An 18,039-nucleotide genomic window follows, 5' to 3' on the forward strand; every position below is an offset into this window, starting at 1 on the left:
TTGTGGTCGTGACGGAGCGAATTTTGCAATGGCAGTAGTCCTGGTGACAGATACCCAACAGGATTGGTTGGACGATATCGAGGGGGTCGAGACGATCGATCCGAAAGAATACCTGACCGACGACCAGTGGATTCGTCGCAAGCATGTCAAGATTTACAACTTGGCTCGATCCTACCAGTACCAGAGTCTCGGGTACTACGTATCGTTGCTGGCCGAAGCCCGCGGCCACCGTCCGTTCCCCAGCGTGACCACCATCCAGGACCTCAGCAATCGAAACGCTGTCCGCTTGGTGCCCTGCGATCTGGAAGAACTGATCGACAAGTGCTTGCACCCGCTGCAGGGCGACACCTTCGAGCTTAGCGTTTACTTCGGTGGCAATTTGGCAGCACGGTACGCCAAGCTGGCTCGTGATTTGTCGGGGCTATTCCAAGCACCGCTGATGCGATTCGAATTCACTCGTCGCAAACGATGGCGGCTACGCCGGGCGCGGGCGATCGGTCTGGAAGACATTCCACAGTCGCATCGACCGTTCGTTATCGAACAGGCCCAAAAGCACTTCGTTCGCGGCAGTGCTGGCAAGATGAAACGCAATTCATTTCGCTACGACTTAGCGATCTTGCACAACCCAGCGGAAGGTTCGTTGGCGCCTTCGGACGACAAGGCCTTGAACAAAATGGTCAAGGCAGCCGCTTCGCTTGGCATCAACGCCGAACTGTTGACAGTCGACGACGCCGGGCGGTTGTTGGAATTCGATGCGTTGTTTCTGCGCGAAACGACGTCGGTGGATCACTACACCTATCGATTGGCACGCAAGGCCGAACGGGAGGGGATGGTCGTGATGGATGATCCGCAATCGATCCTGCGCTGCACCAACAAGGTGTATCTGGCCGAACTGATGAACAAAGCCAAATTGCCCACGCCCGAAACGATCGTTGCGCACCCCGGCAACGCTGACACGATCGGCGAAAAGCTTGGATTCCCGGTTGTCCTGAAGCGTCCCGACAGCGCGTTTTCGCTGGGCGTGGTGAAGGTTGCAACGCCGGAGGAATTGCAGGCTCAGCTGAAAGTATTCTTTGCCGATTCCGACCTGGTCGTCGCGCAGTCCTACATGCGCACCGATTTTGATTGGCGGATCGGTGTGCTGGATCGGCGCCCCCTGTTCGCGTGCAAGTACCACATGGCCAGCGGGCATTGGCAGATCATCAACGCCAACGAAGAGAGCGATTCGAAACGGTTCGGAAAATTCGAAACCGTGCCGGTTGAAATGGCGCCACGAAAAGCGGTCGCGCTTGCACAGAAGTCCGCCGACCTGATCGGTGACGGACTGTACGGCGTGGACATCAAAGAATCCGATGGAAACTTCTATGTCATCGAAGTCAACGACAACCCGAATATCGATTCGGGAGTCGAAGACAAAATTTTGCGAGACGAACTTTATCGCCGGATCATGGAGTCGTTCCTGAGGCGGATTGAACGAGGCAAATCGGTCGAGGTGACAGCATGATTCACGATCGAACGTTATCGCTGTTCGACGCCTATGGCATCGAACTGGAATACATGTTGGTGGATCGCGAAACGCTGGACGTGCGTGCGGTCGCGGACCGGGTTTTGACGACGGCGGCGGGAAAGCCTAGCAGTGATGTCGAGTTCGGCGACGCAACGTACAGCAACGAACTTGCGCTTCACGTGCTGGAACTGAAAGGCACCCGGCCGACCCCGGACCTGAATCACCTGAATCGGCAGATGCAGCAGGCGATCCAACAGATCCAGCCCGCACTCAGCACACACGGCGCCATGCTGTTGCCCGGTGGGATGCATCCGTGGATGGACCCGAAAACAGAAACGCGGTTGTGGCCGCACGAGTGCAGCGAGATCTACCAAGCCTACGATCGAGTGTTCGATTGTCACCGTCACGGCTGGGCCAATGTTCAAAGCGTCCACCTGAATTTGCCGTTCGATGGCGATGATCAGTTTGCCCGGTTGCACGCTGCGGTGCGGTTGATTTTGCCACTGCTACCGGCAATCGCCGCTAGCTCGCCAATCGTCGAGGGACGACCGGCGGCGTGGGCCGACATGCGGATGCACTTCGTCCGCGACCACTGTGAAGCGGTGCCGTTTCTGACCGGCCAGATGGTGCCCGAGGCGATTTTCGATGAAGCCACCTATCGCCGAGAAATTTTCACAAAACTGCAGCAGGCCATCGGAGGACACGATCCCGACGGCGTATTCGAGTGCGATTTCCTGAACGCCCGTGGTGCGATTGCTCGCTTCGATCGCGGGTCCATCGAAATACGTGTGATGGATGTCCAAGAGTACCCCGGCGCCGATCTGGCGATCTGCCAATTGGTGATCGATGTTTTGAAATCGATGGTGGACCAGAAGTGGTCTACGCTGGCAGACCAGCAGGCGATGCCGACACCCCTGCTTAGCGGATGGCTGGATCGGATCAGCCAATCGACCGAACGAACGGTGATTGACGATCCGACATGGTTACGGCATTTCGGTGTCAGCGAACCATCGATCCAAGCGGGCGAAGTGTGGAAACGGCTGGCCAATGCGGTCGGCACAGACCGACCGGAATTGGATCCGATCCTGACACAGGGCACCTTGTCCACGCGGATCTTAAGTGCGGTGAACCAGGACTGGCGACGCGAACACATCACCGAGGTCTATCGGCGACTGGGCGATTGCCTGGCCGGTGGGCAACCGTTCCTGCCATGATCGCCCCCGTCGTGCAGCCCATTGGTGGGATCAGCGATCGGGCCATCCTGATCACATGCGAACACGGCGGGAACGAAGTACCGCCGGAATACGCAGTCCATTTTGCCAGCCCAGGTGCACAGGCTGATCTGCGGAGCCACCGTGGCTACGATCCCGGCGCATTGGTCGCTGCGGAATCGCTTGCCAAGCATCTCGGATGCCGGCTGATCGCATCGACCACGACGCGGCTGTTGGTGGATTTGAACCGATCGGAATCCAATCCCGGCATCTGGTCCAAGTACTGCACGGATCTGGATGAACCGGGCAGGGACCAACTGCTATCGCAGTACTATCGGCCTTATCGTGCCGATGTGTTGCAGTGCGTCAGCGATTTCGTCCGCGACGGCCGATCGGTGATTCACCTATCGGTCCACACGTTCACCAAACGATTCCAAGGCGATCGCAGGGACGTGGATCTAGGGATCCTGTTCGATCCGGATCGCCCAAGCGAACGGCAATGGTCGCTGCGCTGCTGCCAGCGGCTGGAACAGCGATTGCCGTCGACATCGCCCAAGCGAACGGCAATGGTCGCTGCGCTGCTGCCAGCGGCTGGAACAGCGATTGCCGTCGACCAAGACGCGGATGAACCAACCGTACGCCGGCATCGAAGATGGGCTGACCACATGGATGCGTACCAAGTTCGATGACCGACAGTACGCCGGGATCGAAATCGAATTGGCAAACACAATCGCCAAGCTAAAACCGAGCGGCTTTGCCGGTCGGCTATCCGCCTTGGCAGAATCGATTCGCTGGGCACAGCAGGGACAGATCTAGGATCGGTCTTCGAGCGCCAGGAAATCGCGTTCGGTCGACCCGGTGTAGATCTGACGAGGGCGATTGATCCGCGTGCCGGGATTGGCGTGCATTTCACGCCAATGGGCGATCCATCCAGGCAAACGACCGATCGCGAACAGCACTGTAAACATCGCCACGGGAATTCCAAGCGCCCGATAGATCACGCCGGAATAGAAGTCGACGTTGGGATACAGTTTGCGTTCGATGAAGTACTCGTCACGTAGAGCGACTTCTTCCAACTTCTGAGCAACTTCGAACAAGGGATCGTCCAAGTTCAATTTGTTCAGCAGCTTTTCGCAGCTGGATCGAATGATCGTCGCCCGGGGGTCAAAGTTCTTGTAGACGCGGTGACCAAATCCCATCAAACGGAAACCGTTCTCTTTATCCTTGGCCATCGCAACGTACTTTTCGACGTTGCCACCATCGTTAGCGATTCGTTCCAGCATGTTCACGCAGGCTTCGTTGGCTCCGCCGTGCAGTGGTCCCCACAGGGCTCCGATGCCGGCGCTGATCGATGCGAACAGGTTGGCGTTGCTGCTGCCCACCATCCTGACAGTCGATGTGCTGCAGTTTTGTTCGTGGTCGGCGTGCACGATCAGCAACAGATTCAATGCCTCGGCAAAGTCCGGGTCGATCATGTAGTCGCGGGCCGGCGTGGCGAACATCATGTGCAAGAAATTCTCGCAGTAGCTCAGATCGTTGTTCGGGTAGATGAACGGCTGTCCCATCGATTTTTTATAGCTGTAGGCTGCGATGGTGGGCAGCTTGGCGATCAGGCGATAGATCGAAACCTCGACCTGTTTTTCGTCGTTCAGATCCATCGAGTCTTGATAGAACGTCGACAGCGCTCCGACGACCGACGACAAAATGGCCATCGGGTGGGCGTCGCGTGGGAACCCGTTGTAGAACGACCGCATGTCCTCGTGGATCATGGTGTGATCGCGGATCCCGGACCGAAACAGGTTCGCCTGTTCAGCGTTGGGCAGTTCGCCGTAGATCAACAGGTACGCGGTTTCGACAAAGTCGGACTTGGCGGCCAATTGTTCGATTGGATATCCGCGGTACCGCAAGACTCCCTTTTCACCGTCCAGAAACGTGATCGCGCTGCGGGTCGAACCAGTGTTCACAAACCCTTCGTCTAGCGTGATCAGTCCGGTTTCGCCGCGCAATCGGCTGATGTCGATTGCGCGTTCGCCCTCGCTGCCTTCGACCAGCGGCAATTCGAATTCTTGGCCCTCGTAGGACACACGAACTGTCCCAACGTTTTCCGTATCCAATTTGACTGTCGTGGTCATGCGCGTTTCCAAAAGATCGATTGCCAGGGTGAGTTCGACGCCGCGTGTTTCGCCTTTCGAGCTGGCAGTGCAAGCCTCTACTCGAACCACCGGCAGTTTAGCGGTGTAGCTAGCCAGCTACAATCAGCCGTGACCCCTGGCAGAGGCGTTTCGGATGAACTTGGGGCTCTGCCGGGCTGCTTATAACGGCTCGTTTCTTGGCCCAAATTTCGAAGATCCCAGAACTCGTTCGCGGGGGCGTGCCCCCATCGCCGGGGCGGTGATTCGACGGGGGATCGATCGCTGCTAGAAGTCATTTTGTCGTGCCACAGGATCAGCTCTGAAATTGCGGCGCCAGCGCGGCCACGGCCGCCGTCGCGACTGACCGCAGGTCCTGCCTAGACGCCGCAATCCGGCGCGACGAACGGAGGTGCAGCGTACCGGTCACCACCGACGGCCGCCCCCAATCGCACTGCGGTGCTGCGGCTGGCCACGCACCGATCAACTGCTAGGGGCGACGTTTCGCCACGCCTGAATTTATCCTGCCTTTTGATTTTCGCCGTCGATTCGGCAAATTCGCATCGACTCGATCTTGCGATTGGTCGCTTTCAGGATTTCGATTTCGACATCACCGATGGTCAGACGATGGCCCTCTTCGGGAATGGCGCCAAAATGGAACAGCACAAACCCAGCGACGGTTTCGTAATCGTCACTTTCGGGCAGGTTCCAGGCGGCGGCTTCGTTCAAGTCGTCGATCATCACGCGTCCGTCGACTTCGGCGGTGGACTCGTCCACGATATGGATACCGAACTCTTCGTCTTCATCCGATTCGTCGACGATCTCGCCCACGATTTCTTCCAACGCATCTTCGATCGTGACCACCCCGGCCATTTGGCCAAATTCATCCAGCACGATCGCCATGTGCGATCGGCTGTGCAGGAATTCTCGCAAGATCGATTCAACGCTTCGATTGTCCGGCACCGTCCAGGGACGGCGCATGATTTCGACCATCTGCTTTTCGGGCGTCGATCCATCCACCAGGAATGGCAACAGGTCTTTGACGTACAGCACACCAACGACGTTGTCCAAGGTTCCTTGAAAAACGGGAAAACGAGTCCGACCGGCGTCGACGACATGAGCCAGCACTTCGTCCCAACCCCATCCCACGTCGATTGCGTCCACATCGCCACGCGGCGTCATGATGTGACCCACCGTGTCTTCGTGCAGCGTCATCACACCCTGGATCATCTCGCGGACGCCGGGACCAAAGTACCCTTCGCGCGTGCCTGCGGTGACGATCGTGCGAATTTCATCCTCTAGCTGTTCTTCGTTCTCGTCTGCGTTTTCGGCGGTCCCCATCAATCGACGGGTGAACCATTCGAACAGCAATCCGGGCGCCGCCAATGGTCGCATCAAAACCGAAAGGCCACGCCAAAACGGCCAGGTGTGGTACAGCACAGGAGTCGATGCGAACCGGGTCACCGAGGTGGGGATCCAAACATGGATCATCATCATCAATCCGCCGGCGCACACACCCCAGATCAGCAGGCGATCGACGTTGATACCGGTGCTGGTCGAAAACACGGCGCCGGTACCGCTGATCAAGAACAGAACCGTACCGATCATCCGCAGGTAGGCACTGGCATCGATGACGGCATCCTGGTGATCCAGGACCGCCCCAAAGCGTTCGCGATTTCTCTTCAGCCGGCAATAGATTTCCAGCGACCGACCGGCAAAGCGATCCAGCAGTTCACCGCCGAGTCCACCGACGCTGCTGAGCCCGAAACCCAGCAGAGAAACCGTCCACCAACCCCATGTGCCGGAAAACAATACCGAATCGCTCACGACTGAGCCTCGACACTGAAGCGATGGATTTCCGCGATCCCCAACTGAGTCATCACGATCTTTTCAGCTGCACGCATCTCGGATCGATCCGCTTCGTCGTGATCGTCCATGCCGGCAATGTGCAACGTGCCATGGACGACATACAGCAGCAGTTCGTGTTCGGCGGACCAACCGATCTCGTCGGCTCGCGATTGGGCCGTGTCGATGCTGACCACCATTTCGCCCTCGATCACCGGGCGGGTGTCCGAGTAACCGAAACTAATCACATCGGTGGCGTAGTGATGGTTCAGGTGTTTGGCGTTGATCTGATGGATCGTCGGGTCATCCGTCACTCGCACGCCCAATTCGCCTTGGCTGTAGCCACGGTGGGCCGCTGCGGCCTGGACCGCTCGCGTGATCGCTGCCACATCGACGTCCGATGTCAGCTGCGAATCGATGGCGACTTCGACTTGGATCGTCGATACATCCGCTGCCGATGGTGGCTGGGATGACGGAGGCTCCGCATCAGCGTCGATGGCTGATGGGCGATCGACACTTCTCTGACTGTCATTTTCGTGACGGTCGTTAGGCCGATTGTTGTCCAGGGTATTTGACACGTGCGTGATAGATCGCGGTAAGGGATTTAACGAGAGATCGTCGGATGCGGTCCAGTTGCTTGAAAGTCAGTCCGCACTCGTCGAACTGTCCGTCGCTCATCTTTTTGTTCGAAATGGCATCGACCAGGTTCTGGATTCGCGATGGAGTTGGATCGACCAGTGTTCGGCTGGCGCTTTCGACCGTGTCGGCCAACATCATCACAGCAGCCTCTAGCGTTTGCGGCTTGGGGCCGGGATATCGAAAATCTTTATCGTTCACCGTTTCGCCGTTGGGATCTTCTTCGCTGCGTCTAGCCGCCTCGCGATAAAAATACTCTACCAACGTCGTCCCGTGGTGTTGCAAAATGAAGTCGATGATCGGTTCTGGTAGATGGTGGCTGCGAGCCAAGTCGGCACCGTCTTTGACGTGTGCGATGATCACCAGTGTACTCATCGCCGGCTGCAACGAATCATGTTGATTGACGCCCGCCGATTGATTCTCGATGAAGTATTCCGGTTTGAACATTTTGCCGATGTCATGGAAATAGGCTCCCACGCGTACCAGCAAACCGTTGGCACCAATCGAATCGGCAGCGGCCTCGGCGATCGATGCGACATTGATCGAGTGGTTGTAGGTACCGGGGGCTCGCTGGGCTAAACGCCGCAGCAGCGGGTGGCTGGCGTCGCCCAGTTCCAACAGGCTGAGGTCGGTTTGGACACCGAAGCCCTTTTCCACCAGCGGCAACAGGGGCGTCATCGCACTGGCCGAAACCAGGATGCAGAACCCGGACCAGAAAGCTTCTTTCAGCAATCCCCACACAACCATGTCAAACTGTGGGCCACGATAAAACGATTCGATTCCTACGCCCGGTGATCCAGCCGACAACGTTTGCCCGGTCACAATGCCAACGCCCACGACCGTCATGACTGTGATCACAGCCGACACCGCACCAACGTACAACAGGTGAGTCCGTGTGCGGATGCGTCCTAGCAGCAAGATGCAACTGGTACAGGCCGCTGCGACGGTCACCAATTCGGCCAGGTCAGCCCCCAAGAACAGCGTCACGCTGACGCATGCCGCTGCCATCAACAGCAACGCCAATTCGCGGCCGTAGACCACTGCGGTCAAAATCGATGCCATCACCAACGGCACCAATTCGCCACGCCAACGGTCTCCCGATACCCAGTAGCCCAACGCGATCGTGATCACCATCACGGCCAACATGCGAGTCAGACGGAAACGGTCCAACAACAATTGTCGGTCGTCAACGAAAAAGATGTACGACGAACACAGCAGGTACAGCGCGGCGATCATGCCGCCGTATGCGGCCATTCGGGCAGCCTTGTCAGTCCACCGCATTTTGCCGATCAGTTCAACCCATTCGCGCCCCAACAAGCGGATCTCGCTGACTCCCAACGCCTTGCCCGCTTCGGCCAACTTGGACTCGCCATGCCGGAACGTCGTCATCACCGGTTCAACACTGGCGGCGGCTTTCTGACGAGCTTGTTCGCTAAGCGCATCGTCGTACTGCAGCGTTTCGTACTTGGGCAGCCGCGCCACGATCCAGTCGCTGATCATCGCAGCCACTTTTTGGCCATCGTCGGCAGGGAACTTGGTGCGAAATTGTTCGCGCAATCGCTTGGCTAACGTCGGTCCCGCCTGGGCGATCCGAGCGTCGGCAATCTCCACAAATTCGACTTCGTCCGGTCGACCAACCGGATACACCTTGATGCGTTCTTGGCTGCCCAGTTCGGGGCCGTGCTGCAACGCCATGATCAAACCGTACTGATAGTTGTCTCGCATCGCGATTAGGATCGCGTCGTCCAACGTCTTCAATTCGGGGTCGTCCACCAGCACCGATTTCAACATCGAAAAACGGTTGGCCGGCGTATCGTCGGGTTCGGTTTCGTCACCCTCGTAAAACTGGGTGAACGCGCTGCGTTCCTCTTCGGTCAGCTGGCCATAGGAAGACGCACTGAGGATCAGAAACAATTGGTCCTTCAGCGCCGCGCGAAGTTGATCCAGCGGTTGAGGCCGGTTGCGATAGTACGCCAATTGTTCGCGGCGCTTGCGGTCCTGTAGCGTCTTGGTTTCCGATTCGTTGGGAACCTCGAACGTCACCCGGCTGATCAGGTCCCGCGCCGGGATCGCATTGAGCCGATAGGCGAACGGCGGACGCCAGGTTTCGCACAGCACCAACAAGAACATGCCGGCGATGACGGCAATGCCGACTCGCGAAAGCACGTCGGCCTTGTTGCTGTCCTGCCACCATTGGATCCACCGGGGTTTCTGTTTCCCCAGTGATTCAACACGTTCTTGTCGAGTTCGATTTTTACTTGCACCGCTCATGGCAGTCGATTCGATCCGAATTAGGACCGATCGTGGGAATCTCCGTCGCGCGAGTCGCCGTCATCGTAGGCTTCGACGATGCGTTGGACCAATTTGTGTCGGACAATATCGCTAGCCTGAAGCTTGACGATCCCGATCGCGTCGATGCGGGAAAGCCGGGTAATCGCGTCTCGTAGGCCGCTGGTGACGCCGCGTGGCAGGTCCAGTTGGGTCGCGTCGCCGCTGACCACCATTTTGCTGCGCTCGCCCATCCGCGTTAGGAACATCTTCATCTGGGCGACCGTGGTGTTCTGTGCTTCGTCCAAAATGATGAATGCATCGCTAAGCGTTCGCCCACGCATGTAAGCCAGGGGGATCACTTCGATGACGTCTTGTTCCATCAAGTTACGGGCTTGGTCGTAGTCGACCATTTCGCCCAACGCATCCATCAGCGGTCGCAGATAGGGATTCAGTTTGGCTCGCAAATCGCCCGGCAAAAAACCCAGGCTCTCGCCGGCTTCGACCGCCGGACGGACCAGCACAATCTTGCGAATCGCACCGGATCGCAGGGATTCGACCGCGGTGGCGACTGCCAAATAGGTTTTGCCGCAACCGGCCGGGCCGGTCGCAAAGGTCAGATCGTGGGCGCGGATCGCGTCGACGTACTCGGCCTGGCCGCGAGTCCGTGGTTTGATTTTACGCCCGGCATGCTGGATTTGGATTTCTTCGCCGGCCGGCCCTGTGGGGGCGGTGCCCTCGATGATCGCGCCCTCTTCCATGGCCGCCTTGTTGACGTCACCGGCGCTCAATTCCCCCTGTTTGCGGGAAAGGTGCCGAAGTTTCTCCAGCGTTCGCATGGCTCGCTGGACACCTGTGTCTTCACCCGAGATTTTGACCTCGCCGTTCCGCTGCGTGATGGCAACGTCAAACAGCCGTCGCAGTTTGCGAAGGTGTTGGTCGCGAGGCCCGAATAGAGCCAAGATTTCTTTAGGGTCAGTGATCGAAAGCGTCGTTTCGGTCATTCAGGTCGCCTGGGGGCTGCTTTGTTCAGACGTAAGTTTGGATTGTATACGGTTTCGTCGCAAAAGAGCGACTGTGGGTGCGTTTGCCGCTGGACGCAGTCGCAGGTGGACTCCGTCGCCGATTCATCGATTGCACCAAGCCTAGCTAACTGCCCACTCCGGCGGCGAAGCACAAAAAGGCCGGCATCACCGCTGCGATCAGCGAATCCGTCACGTCCCAAACCCCGCCCAGACCGGGCAGCAGGCTGCCGCTGTCCTTGGCTCCCGCGGCCCGTTTGATCAGCGATTCTGCTAAATCGCCGATCATTCCTGCGATCGCCAACAGCGGCCCCAGCAATAATGCACCTCCGATCGACGTGTCCAATCCCGGGATCGAGGGCGCGGAAACCGGCCCGGAGGCTCCATCAGCGATCAGCGGAAAAAGCCACTGCAGACAGGCAAAGGCAACGATCGTAGCGGTCACAATGCCGCCAACGGCCCCCTGCCGCGTCTTGCCGGGGCTAAGCCGAGGCACCAACTTGTGTTTCCCAAACGCTTTGCCACTGAAATAAGCGCCCGCATCCGCACTTTTGGTCGTCGCGATCATCGTCAATAGCGCCGCCAAACCCCAGTTCCCGCTGCCCATCATGCGAAGGGACACCAGCAGAGCCATCGGCAATCCGACATACAGAGACATAAAAATGGCCGCGCTGGTGCGCTCAATCGTGCCTTTTTTTCCTGCCGCATACCGGTTCATCTCGGCAATCAAAATCAGGAACGTCGCTCCCACACCGGCGATCACGATCCAGCCCAAACGACCGACGGGGCAGTCGGCTGGATAGGTGGCCCCGAAAATCGGCCAGGCCAATGGAATGGCGGCGGCTCCGGTCACCAATCCCGTGGCGATCATGGTGTCACGGCGGGCGACATCATGACCACTGGCGGCCAGCAAACCGCATAGATCCGCAGTGGTGCCGAGCGCAAAGAAGAACAGCAGCGGCAACAACCACAATCCTTCGCACCCCGGCATCGACCAGTGCGCGTCGGCATGCAGCAAAGCCGCGACGACCAAAATCAGAACCGCCGATGTGCGCAGCCGATCAATTAACAACTTTCATTCTCCCTATATTCAGCTTTCGCAAGCGTTCAACAACTTCGGCGACTCGGCCGCAGGTGGCCGGTGGATCGGATCGGGTCCCGCACTGCGATGGTGAACCGCCGTCCGCAAAGCCGGATAACACAGCGCCCCCGACCACCGACACAGCGCGGCAAACCGAATCCACCTGTCGCCCGCGTCTACTCGTTGACATTCAGTCCGCCGAAACGGCGCTGACGCGTTTTGAACTGTCGGATCGAGTCCAAAAAGTCGGCTCGCGAAAACTCTGGCCAACACGTCTCGGTGACCCACAGTTCGGCATAGCTGATCTGCCACAGCAAAAAATTGCTGACTCGCATATCGCCGCCGGTGCGGATCATCAGGTCAATCTCGGGCAGCCCCTTGGTGTACAAGCGACTGGCGAAGGTGTCTTCGTTGATTTCAGCCGAGGTCAACTTTCCCGCGGCCACTTCGTCGGCCAGTTCTCGGGCCACCATCGTGATTTCGTCGCGGCCCCCATAGTCGATCGCAAGTACCAATTGGGTGCCGGGATTGGACGCTGACATTTCCAGCGTGCGATCCATTTCGGCGATCACGGTCGCGGGCAATCGATCGCGGCGTCCGATCACCTTCAATCGCAGCCCCTGGTCCATGATCGTGCGGCGTTCTTCGATCAAGTATTGCTCTAACAAGTGCATCAGGAAATCCAGTTCGGCTTGCGGCCGTTTCCAGTTTTCACTCGATAAGCAATACAACGTCACCGCCTGGATCCCCAGTTCGGTGCACGTTTCGCTGATCATTCGCACCGTTGCAACGCCGCGCCGATGCCCTTCGATCCGCGGCAACCCCTGCGCAGTGGCCCAGCGACCGTTGCCGTCCATGATGATCGCGATGTGTGCCGGTCGCTGATCAAGCGGGATATCGTCCAGCTTGTCGTCGTCAGCGGTTGGCTTGGCAGAATCGGAAATCGGCATCGTTACGCGATCGGGCTAAGCTTCAGCACGTCGGCTGATTCCGTGAAAATCGTCTGAGCCCGGTCTGGGCCAACACTCAGCACGCCCACGGGAATCCCGACAAGTTCTTCGATGCGGGCAACGTAATCCAGAGCCCCCTGTGGGAAGTCTTCCATCTTACGAACGTCGTCGACGGGCTGGTTCCAGCCGGGAATCGTTTCCAGGATCGGCTTGCAGCGACGCAGTTGGTCAGCGTGTGCCGGCAATCGTTCGATTCGTTTGCCGTCCAGTTCGTAGGCAACACAGACTTGCAGTTCTTCGAAGTGTGCCAACACATCCATCATCATCAGGGCCAATCGCGTCACGCCGCTAAGACGTGCGGTGTAACGAACCGCTACCGCATCGAACCAACCACAGCGGCGCGGACGGCCGGTGGTGGTGCCGAATTCGTTGCCCAGTTTGCGGATCTTTTCGCCGGTCGCATCTTCCAGTTCGGTGGGGAACGGCCCGCCACCGACGCGTGTGCTGTAGGCCTTGCAAACGCCCAGGGTTTGGTGGATCCACTTGGACGGTACGCCAGCACCGGCACAAACGCCGACACCGCTGCTGTTGCTGCTGGTGACAAAGGGGAAAGTGCCGTGATCGATATCCAGCAGAGCGCCTTGGGCACCCTCGAACAGGATTCGTTTGCCCGCTTCGGCTTCATCGAGCAAGAAATCGGTGGTGTCGCCGATCATGTCGCTAAGTCGATCGGCCCAGGAAGCGGCCAATGCCACGACCTTGTCGGCTGCGATCGATTCCAGATCCTCGGCCGGTGCGCCTAACTTTTCCAAAATCGACAGTTTCTGTTCGGCAACCGTGCGGATCCGTTCGTCCCGGTTGGGTTGGATCAGATCGGACATGCGGATCGCATGAGTACGGCCGACCTTGTCGCGATAGCAGGGGCCGATGCCGCGGTTGGTGGTTCCGATCGATTCGCCACGAACAGCGGTGGCGTTGATGAACTTGTCCTCGGCCATGTGCCAAGGCATGACCAGGTGAGCCCGTTCGCTGATCCGCAGGTTATCGCGGCAGTTCACGCCGCGTTTGGCCAGCCCATCAATCTCGTCCAACATGGTCGTTGGGTTGATGACCACGCCGGGCGTGATCAGGTTTTGGACCTTGGCGTGCAGAATGCCGCTAGGGATGTGGTGCAGTTTGTAGGTTTCGCTGCCAGCGACGACAGTATGCCCCGCGTTGGCCCCGCCTTGGTAGCGGACGACCAAATCGAATTGGGGAGCCAGCAAATCGACGAGTTTTCCTTTGGCCTCATCGCCCCACTGAAGTCCGATTACACAAGTTCCCGACACCGTTTAGCTCCCGCTGACTATGGTCGCACTGGTTCGCCGCAGATCCGCGGCGGAAACGGAAAAGGGTAAGCCGGTGGTCGATCGGTGGCAATAACGGGGCAAGCCATCGGCAGTGAACCTTGGTCGCCAATCACGGCCCCCCCGAACGGTCCGAATCGACTGCTTCGTCGCTGATGTGACCTTTTCGCCGCCCCAACATCGCCAATTCACGATCCAATGCCCGGCCAATTATTTTTGACCGCAATCAGAATCCAGGGCATCCGCAGCGAAAGTCGCCAACAGTTTATCGATTGAGCGAAGGCCGAAAGTCTTGGCGACCTGCGCTACGGGATTTCGGGGTTAGCGGGATGCGGCTGCCCAGATTTCACGGTCGGCGGCTTCGATCAGCGGGTCAAATTGAGGGATTTCGACAGCGTTGTTGCCCTGTTCGTGTTTCCGGAACAACGTCAGATAGGTCTCGTTCTGAGGACGATAGCGATGAAAGAAAAGCTGGTTCTTGGCCGCAATCAGCTCCTGTAGCTTCGAATCGCCCGAATCGCCCGTACCGTCCGAATCGCATGGGGATCCGCCCACCAATGGATCGGCGGCCGCGACCGCTAGCGAAGCGTACCCAGCGGCGCTGGGAAGCAGCCCGTTTTCGGTGACCTGGTCGTCGGCCGCACGCCACTGGATTTCCAATTCGGGCACGTGCAATTGCTGCGAAACCGCGGTGACGATCGACCGGCAACGATCGATTGCCGACGTATATCCCGGCGTGCGAACCCCTGGCATCGCCATCGGGGGCATCAGGATGACGCGGTACTTGGCGGTTTGCAGGTCGCCCACCAGCCGCCGCAGCCCCGCTTCGAAACGGTCCACCGCTTCGTCGCCGTCGCTGGCTTCGGACATGCCGTAAGCCACGATGACAACATTGGGATTGGCAACCGCGACATCCGCCAATATCCGCTTGTAACCGTCCTCGGGACCGTCAAAACGTTTTCGAGCGATGCCGTGCACGTCGTCGCCGGACCACCCCAGATTGCGGACCGACAATTTCCAGTCCGGCCGTCGGCACTGCAGCTCGGCCTCCAAAGAACCGCCCGACTGCATCCGTTCGACGAATGTGCCACCCAAGACGGCGATGCGGTCCCCGGATTTCAACAACGGCGATTTCAACAACGGCGTGGCCGAATCGGGCTGGCCATCGGCTGCCAAGGCATCCGGATTCCCAGCCATCATCACCATCAACATCAACATCGTTATCGGAACCAAGGTCGCCGTCACGAAAGACGCCGTCACGAAGGACGCCGTCATGGAGGACGCTGGAACCAATCGAGCTAAGCCACGCATCGCGTTTCCTAATACATCAAACAATCGAACAAAAAAACGGCGGCTTCGCAAAAGGGAAGCCGCCGCGTCAGTCTAATTCATCGAAGGTCCGGCGGTGAGCAGAGCCGAATGTCGAAGTGATTCAACTTCCCAAACCGCAATGGTGAGCCGCTGGCCGTGAGGCCACGGGTAATGGGGGGACGGATAATGCCCGGCCGCTTACGCGATCACGGCTCACGAAATCAACAGCCCAGGCTGGTGCCGCGTCCGCTACCGTTTGCAATGCCGAAGTTGTTTCTCGTCAGGACGCTGTTTTCCTTCAGAGCAATCGGGACCTAGGATTTGGCCAGTTGTTCCTTGATCGCTTGATTCAGTTCGGCGTCCTCGGGAGTCGTCCTGGGGGCGAACCGGTGGACCAGGTTTCCTTCGCGGTCGATCAGGAACTTTTCAAAGTTCCAGCTGATCGGTCCTTCTCCGGCAGGCTTGGCGTCCTTGCTGGTCAGGTACTTGTAGATCGGCGCGGCGCCATCGCCGTTGACGTCGATCTTGCTGAACATGGGAAAACTAACGTTGAACTTGGTGCTGCAGAACTCTTTGATGCCTGCATCCGTTCCCGGTTCTTGACCACCAAACTGATTGCAGGGGAATCCCAGGATGACGAAACCCTTGTCTTGGTGGCTTTCGTACAGTTTTTGCAGTCCGGCGTACTGTTTCGTCAGGCCGCACTTGCTGGCGACGTTGACGATCATCACCACCTTGCCTTCGTAATCTTCCAAATCGACCGTTTCACCGTCGATCGTCTTCATTTTGTAGTCCAACGCACATTCGTGCTCGCCGTCGTGTGCCATCGCGGTCATTGCTCCCGTGGCCAGCATCAGGGTGGCCAAGGTTAGGGTCATCAGGGATCGCATGGGAACCGTTCTCCGTTCTTAGATCAAAGCAGGGGTGGGACGCTCGACCGCGGAATGGGCCAATCGAAGGGTCGATCGGCTGGCGGTCGAGGTAAATTTTAGGATCTCGTCAAAGTATAGCGACCGTGGCAGTGGCACAGAGCGATCTGGCGAATTACGTTCATCTTCTTCACGGAATGTTCGCGGAAGACTTGACGCCGCTATCGCCTGCTGGCAGCATTTCGGGCTCCCTACCCGTGTTTGACTGCAAAACGCGAAACTAACGTAAAACCTCATTCCCCGATCCGCATCATGGAAAACCGCAAAACGCTCCTAGCCGCTGGCTTCCTCGCATTGATCGCTGCCGGTATCGGCTTTGCCGTCCGCGGTGGTTTGCTGGACATTTGGTCCAACAAGTACGGCTTCACGATGACCGAATTGGGTCAGATCACCGGCGGCGGGCTACTGGGCTTCGGTCTGGTCATCCTGCTAGCCGGTTTGCTGGTGGACTGGATCGGCTACAAGCCGCTGATGTTGGCCGCGATGGGTTGCCACGTGGTTTCGGCCGTCCTGCTGTTCTCGGCCACGCCCGTGTTCAACGAGGCAGGGAAGGACGCGGTGTACATGATCCTGTTCTGGTCCGCATTTATCTTTGCGGTCGGAAACGGGATTTGCGAAGCGGTGATCAACCCGCTGACCGCCGCGTTGTTCCCCGAACAGAAGACTCACTACCTGAACATCCTGCACGCCGGTTGGCCTGCCGGTTTGGTGCTGGGCGGACTGATCGTATTCCTGAAGGACAGTGTCGGTTGGGAAATTCTGCTGGCCACGTACCTGATCCCTACAGCGATCTACGGGTTCATTGCGATCAAGGAAAACTTCCCCAAGACGGACGCACAGTCGGGCAGTGTTTCCTATGGCGGCATGTTTGCACGATTGATGGTTCCCTTCTTCTTCATCCTGCTGATCGCCCATGCTTGTGTCGGCTATGTCGAACTGGGCACCGACAGCTGGATCAACAAGATCACCGGCGGCATTCTGAAGAGTGCCGCATTGGGGACTGCCTTGTTCATCTACACATCGCTACTGATGACCGGCTTGCGATTCTTTGCCGGACCGATCGTTCACAAGATCTCGTCGCTCGGTTTGTTGCTGGTCAGTGCCGTCATCGGTGCCAGCGGCCTGTATCTGATCAGCATTGGAAACAGCGTCCCGTTCATGTTCTTTGCCGCGACCGTTTACGGCATCGGCAAAACCTTCCTATGGCCAACCATGTTGGGTGTCGTGGGCGAACGGTTTCCCCAAAGTGCGACCATTGCGATGGCTTTGATGGGCTTTGTCGGAATGACCTCGGCCGGCCTGCTAGGCGGACCTGGCATCGGCTACAAACAGGATTACTTCGCTTCGCAGTACATCCAGGAAAACAATCCTGAAACCTTCGCTCGCGTGAAAGCACCGAACGAAAACAAGTTCTTGTTCTTCCCCGCCATCACCGGGATCGACGGTGCCAAAGCCGGCATGATCTCCGACAACGGTGCCACCATCTTGTCGGATGTGGAAATCGCTGGCGACGCGATTGGCGACGAGAACTTCAAGGGATTGCGTGAACAAGCCGATTGGTGGAACAGCAACAAAGAGTACGCCGAAACCGACAAGGCGCCCGTCGCAGAGGCCACTTTGCACGGCAGCCGAATGGCGATTCGCGTCACCGCCCTGGTCCCGGTGGCGATGGCCGTCTTGTACCTGATCCTGCTGTTCTGTTTCAAAGCACCCAAGAATGGCAAGCACATCGACGCGCTTGGCGAACCGGCACCCGCTGCTGAAATGTAGGCGGTGCCTGAAAGTCGATGGCCTGGTTTGCCAG

15 protein-coding genes are annotated in these 18,039 nt (G+C 58.2%); 5 read left to right on the forward strand and 10 right to left on the reverse strand.

Features of this window, described 5'->3' with window-relative positions; translation table 11 throughout:
* Positions 1-28: 28 nt before the first annotated feature.
* From K227x_RS21310 to K227x_RS30750, 4 genes are read left to right on the forward strand one after another with little or no spacing between them, the layout of a single operon-like run.
* On the forward strand, positions 29-1,504 hold the full coding sequence (locus tag K227x_RS21310) for a RimK family protein (RefSeq protein ID WP_145172720.1): 1,476 nt from the start codon (positions 29-31) through the stop codon (positions 1,502-1,504).
* On the forward strand, positions 1,501-2,721 hold the full coding sequence (locus tag K227x_RS21315; protein ID WP_145172722.1) for a carboxylate-amine ligase: 1,221 nt from the start codon (positions 1,501-1,503) through the stop codon (positions 2,719-2,721). The genes K227x_RS21310 and K227x_RS21315 overlap by 4 nt, the downstream gene beginning before the upstream one ends.
* Positions 2,718-3,407, forward strand: coding sequence for an N-formylglutamate amidohydrolase (locus K227x_RS21320; protein WP_145172724.1), 690 nt, complete (start codon positions 2,718-2,720; stop codon positions 3,405-3,407). Before K227x_RS21315 ends, K227x_RS21320 begins: the two co-directional genes overlap by 4 nt.
* Positions 3,388-3,534: a hypothetical protein gene (locus K227x_RS30750; RefSeq protein WP_218933421.1), complete on the forward strand. Its 147-nt coding sequence runs from the start codon at positions 3,388-3,390 to the stop codon at positions 3,532-3,534. The genes K227x_RS21320 and K227x_RS30750 overlap by 20 nt, the downstream gene beginning before the upstream one ends.
* Here the strand turns inward: K227x_RS30750 and K227x_RS21325 are convergent.
* From K227x_RS21325 to K227x_RS21370, 10 genes are all read right to left on the reverse strand, one after another.
* A complete protein-coding gene (locus tag K227x_RS21325) occupies positions 3,531-4,850 on the reverse strand; it encodes a citrate synthase (RefSeq protein WP_145172726.1) in 1,320 nt (439 codons plus the stop codon). The genes K227x_RS30750 and K227x_RS21325 overlap by 4 nt on opposite strands.
* Before the next feature lie 516 nt (positions 4,851-5,366).
* Entirely contained in the window at positions 5,367-6,674 is a 1,308-nt protein-coding gene (locus K227x_RS21330) for a hemolysin family protein (protein WP_246146016.1), read from the reverse strand.
* Entirely contained in the window at positions 6,671-7,270 is a 600-nt protein-coding gene (gene ybeY, locus K227x_RS21335; protein ID WP_218933422.1) for an rRNA maturation RNase YbeY, read from the reverse strand. The genes K227x_RS21330 and ybeY overlap by 4 nt, the downstream gene beginning before the upstream one ends.
* Positions 7,239-9,599, reverse strand: coding sequence for an HD family phosphohydrolase (locus tag K227x_RS21340; protein WP_145172730.1), 2,361 nt, complete (start codon positions 9,597-9,599; stop codon positions 7,239-7,241). Before K227x_RS21340 ends, ybeY begins: the two co-directional genes overlap by 32 nt.
* 20 nt (positions 9,600-9,619) lie before the next feature.
* The gene (locus K227x_RS21345; protein WP_145172732.1) at positions 9,620-10,600 is read right to left on the reverse strand and encodes a PhoH family protein; all 981 of its coding nucleotides are present in this window, start codon (positions 10,598-10,600) and stop codon (positions 9,620-9,622) included.
* Positions 10,601-10,745: 145 nt separating this feature from the next.
* On the reverse strand, positions 10,746-11,690 hold the full coding sequence (locus tag K227x_RS21350) for a phosphatidate cytidylyltransferase (RefSeq protein WP_246146017.1): 945 nt from the start codon (positions 11,688-11,690) through the stop codon (positions 10,746-10,748).
* 185 nt (positions 11,691-11,875) lie between these two features.
* The gene (uppS, locus tag K227x_RS21355; protein WP_145172734.1) at positions 11,876-12,649 is read right to left on the reverse strand and encodes a polyprenyl diphosphate synthase; all 774 of its coding nucleotides are present in this window, start codon (positions 12,647-12,649) and stop codon (positions 11,876-11,878) included.
* A gap of 2 nt (positions 12,650-12,651) precedes the next feature.
* Positions 12,652-13,977, reverse strand: a complete 1,326-nt coding sequence (locus K227x_RS21360; RefSeq protein WP_145172736.1) for an adenylosuccinate synthase — start codon at positions 13,975-13,977, stop codon at positions 12,652-12,654.
* 339 nt (positions 13,978-14,316) lie between these two features.
* Positions 14,317-15,306 (reverse strand): SGNH/GDSL hydrolase family protein, encoded by a 990-nt coding sequence (locus K227x_RS21365; RefSeq protein WP_145172738.1) that lies wholly within the window; start codon positions 15,304-15,306, stop codon positions 14,317-14,319.
* 314 nt (positions 15,307-15,620) lie between these two features.
* Positions 15,621-16,196, reverse strand: a complete 576-nt coding sequence (locus tag K227x_RS21370; RefSeq protein WP_449314262.1) for a glutathione peroxidase — start codon at positions 16,194-16,196, stop codon at positions 15,621-15,623.
* 291 nt (positions 16,197-16,487) lie between these two features.
* Here K227x_RS21370 and K227x_RS21375 point away from each other — a divergent pair, with 291 nt between their 5' ends.
* Positions 16,488-18,005, forward strand: a complete 1,518-nt coding sequence (locus K227x_RS21375) for an MFS transporter (protein ID WP_145172740.1) — start codon at positions 16,488-16,490, stop codon at positions 18,003-18,005.
* The last annotated feature ends 34 nt before the right edge of the window (positions 18,006-18,039 follow it).

It is taken from the genome of Rubripirellula lacrimiformis (genome assembly GCF_007741535.1).
GTDB lineage: Bacteria > Planctomycetota > Planctomycetia > Pirellulales > Pirellulaceae > Rubripirellula > Rubripirellula lacrimiformis.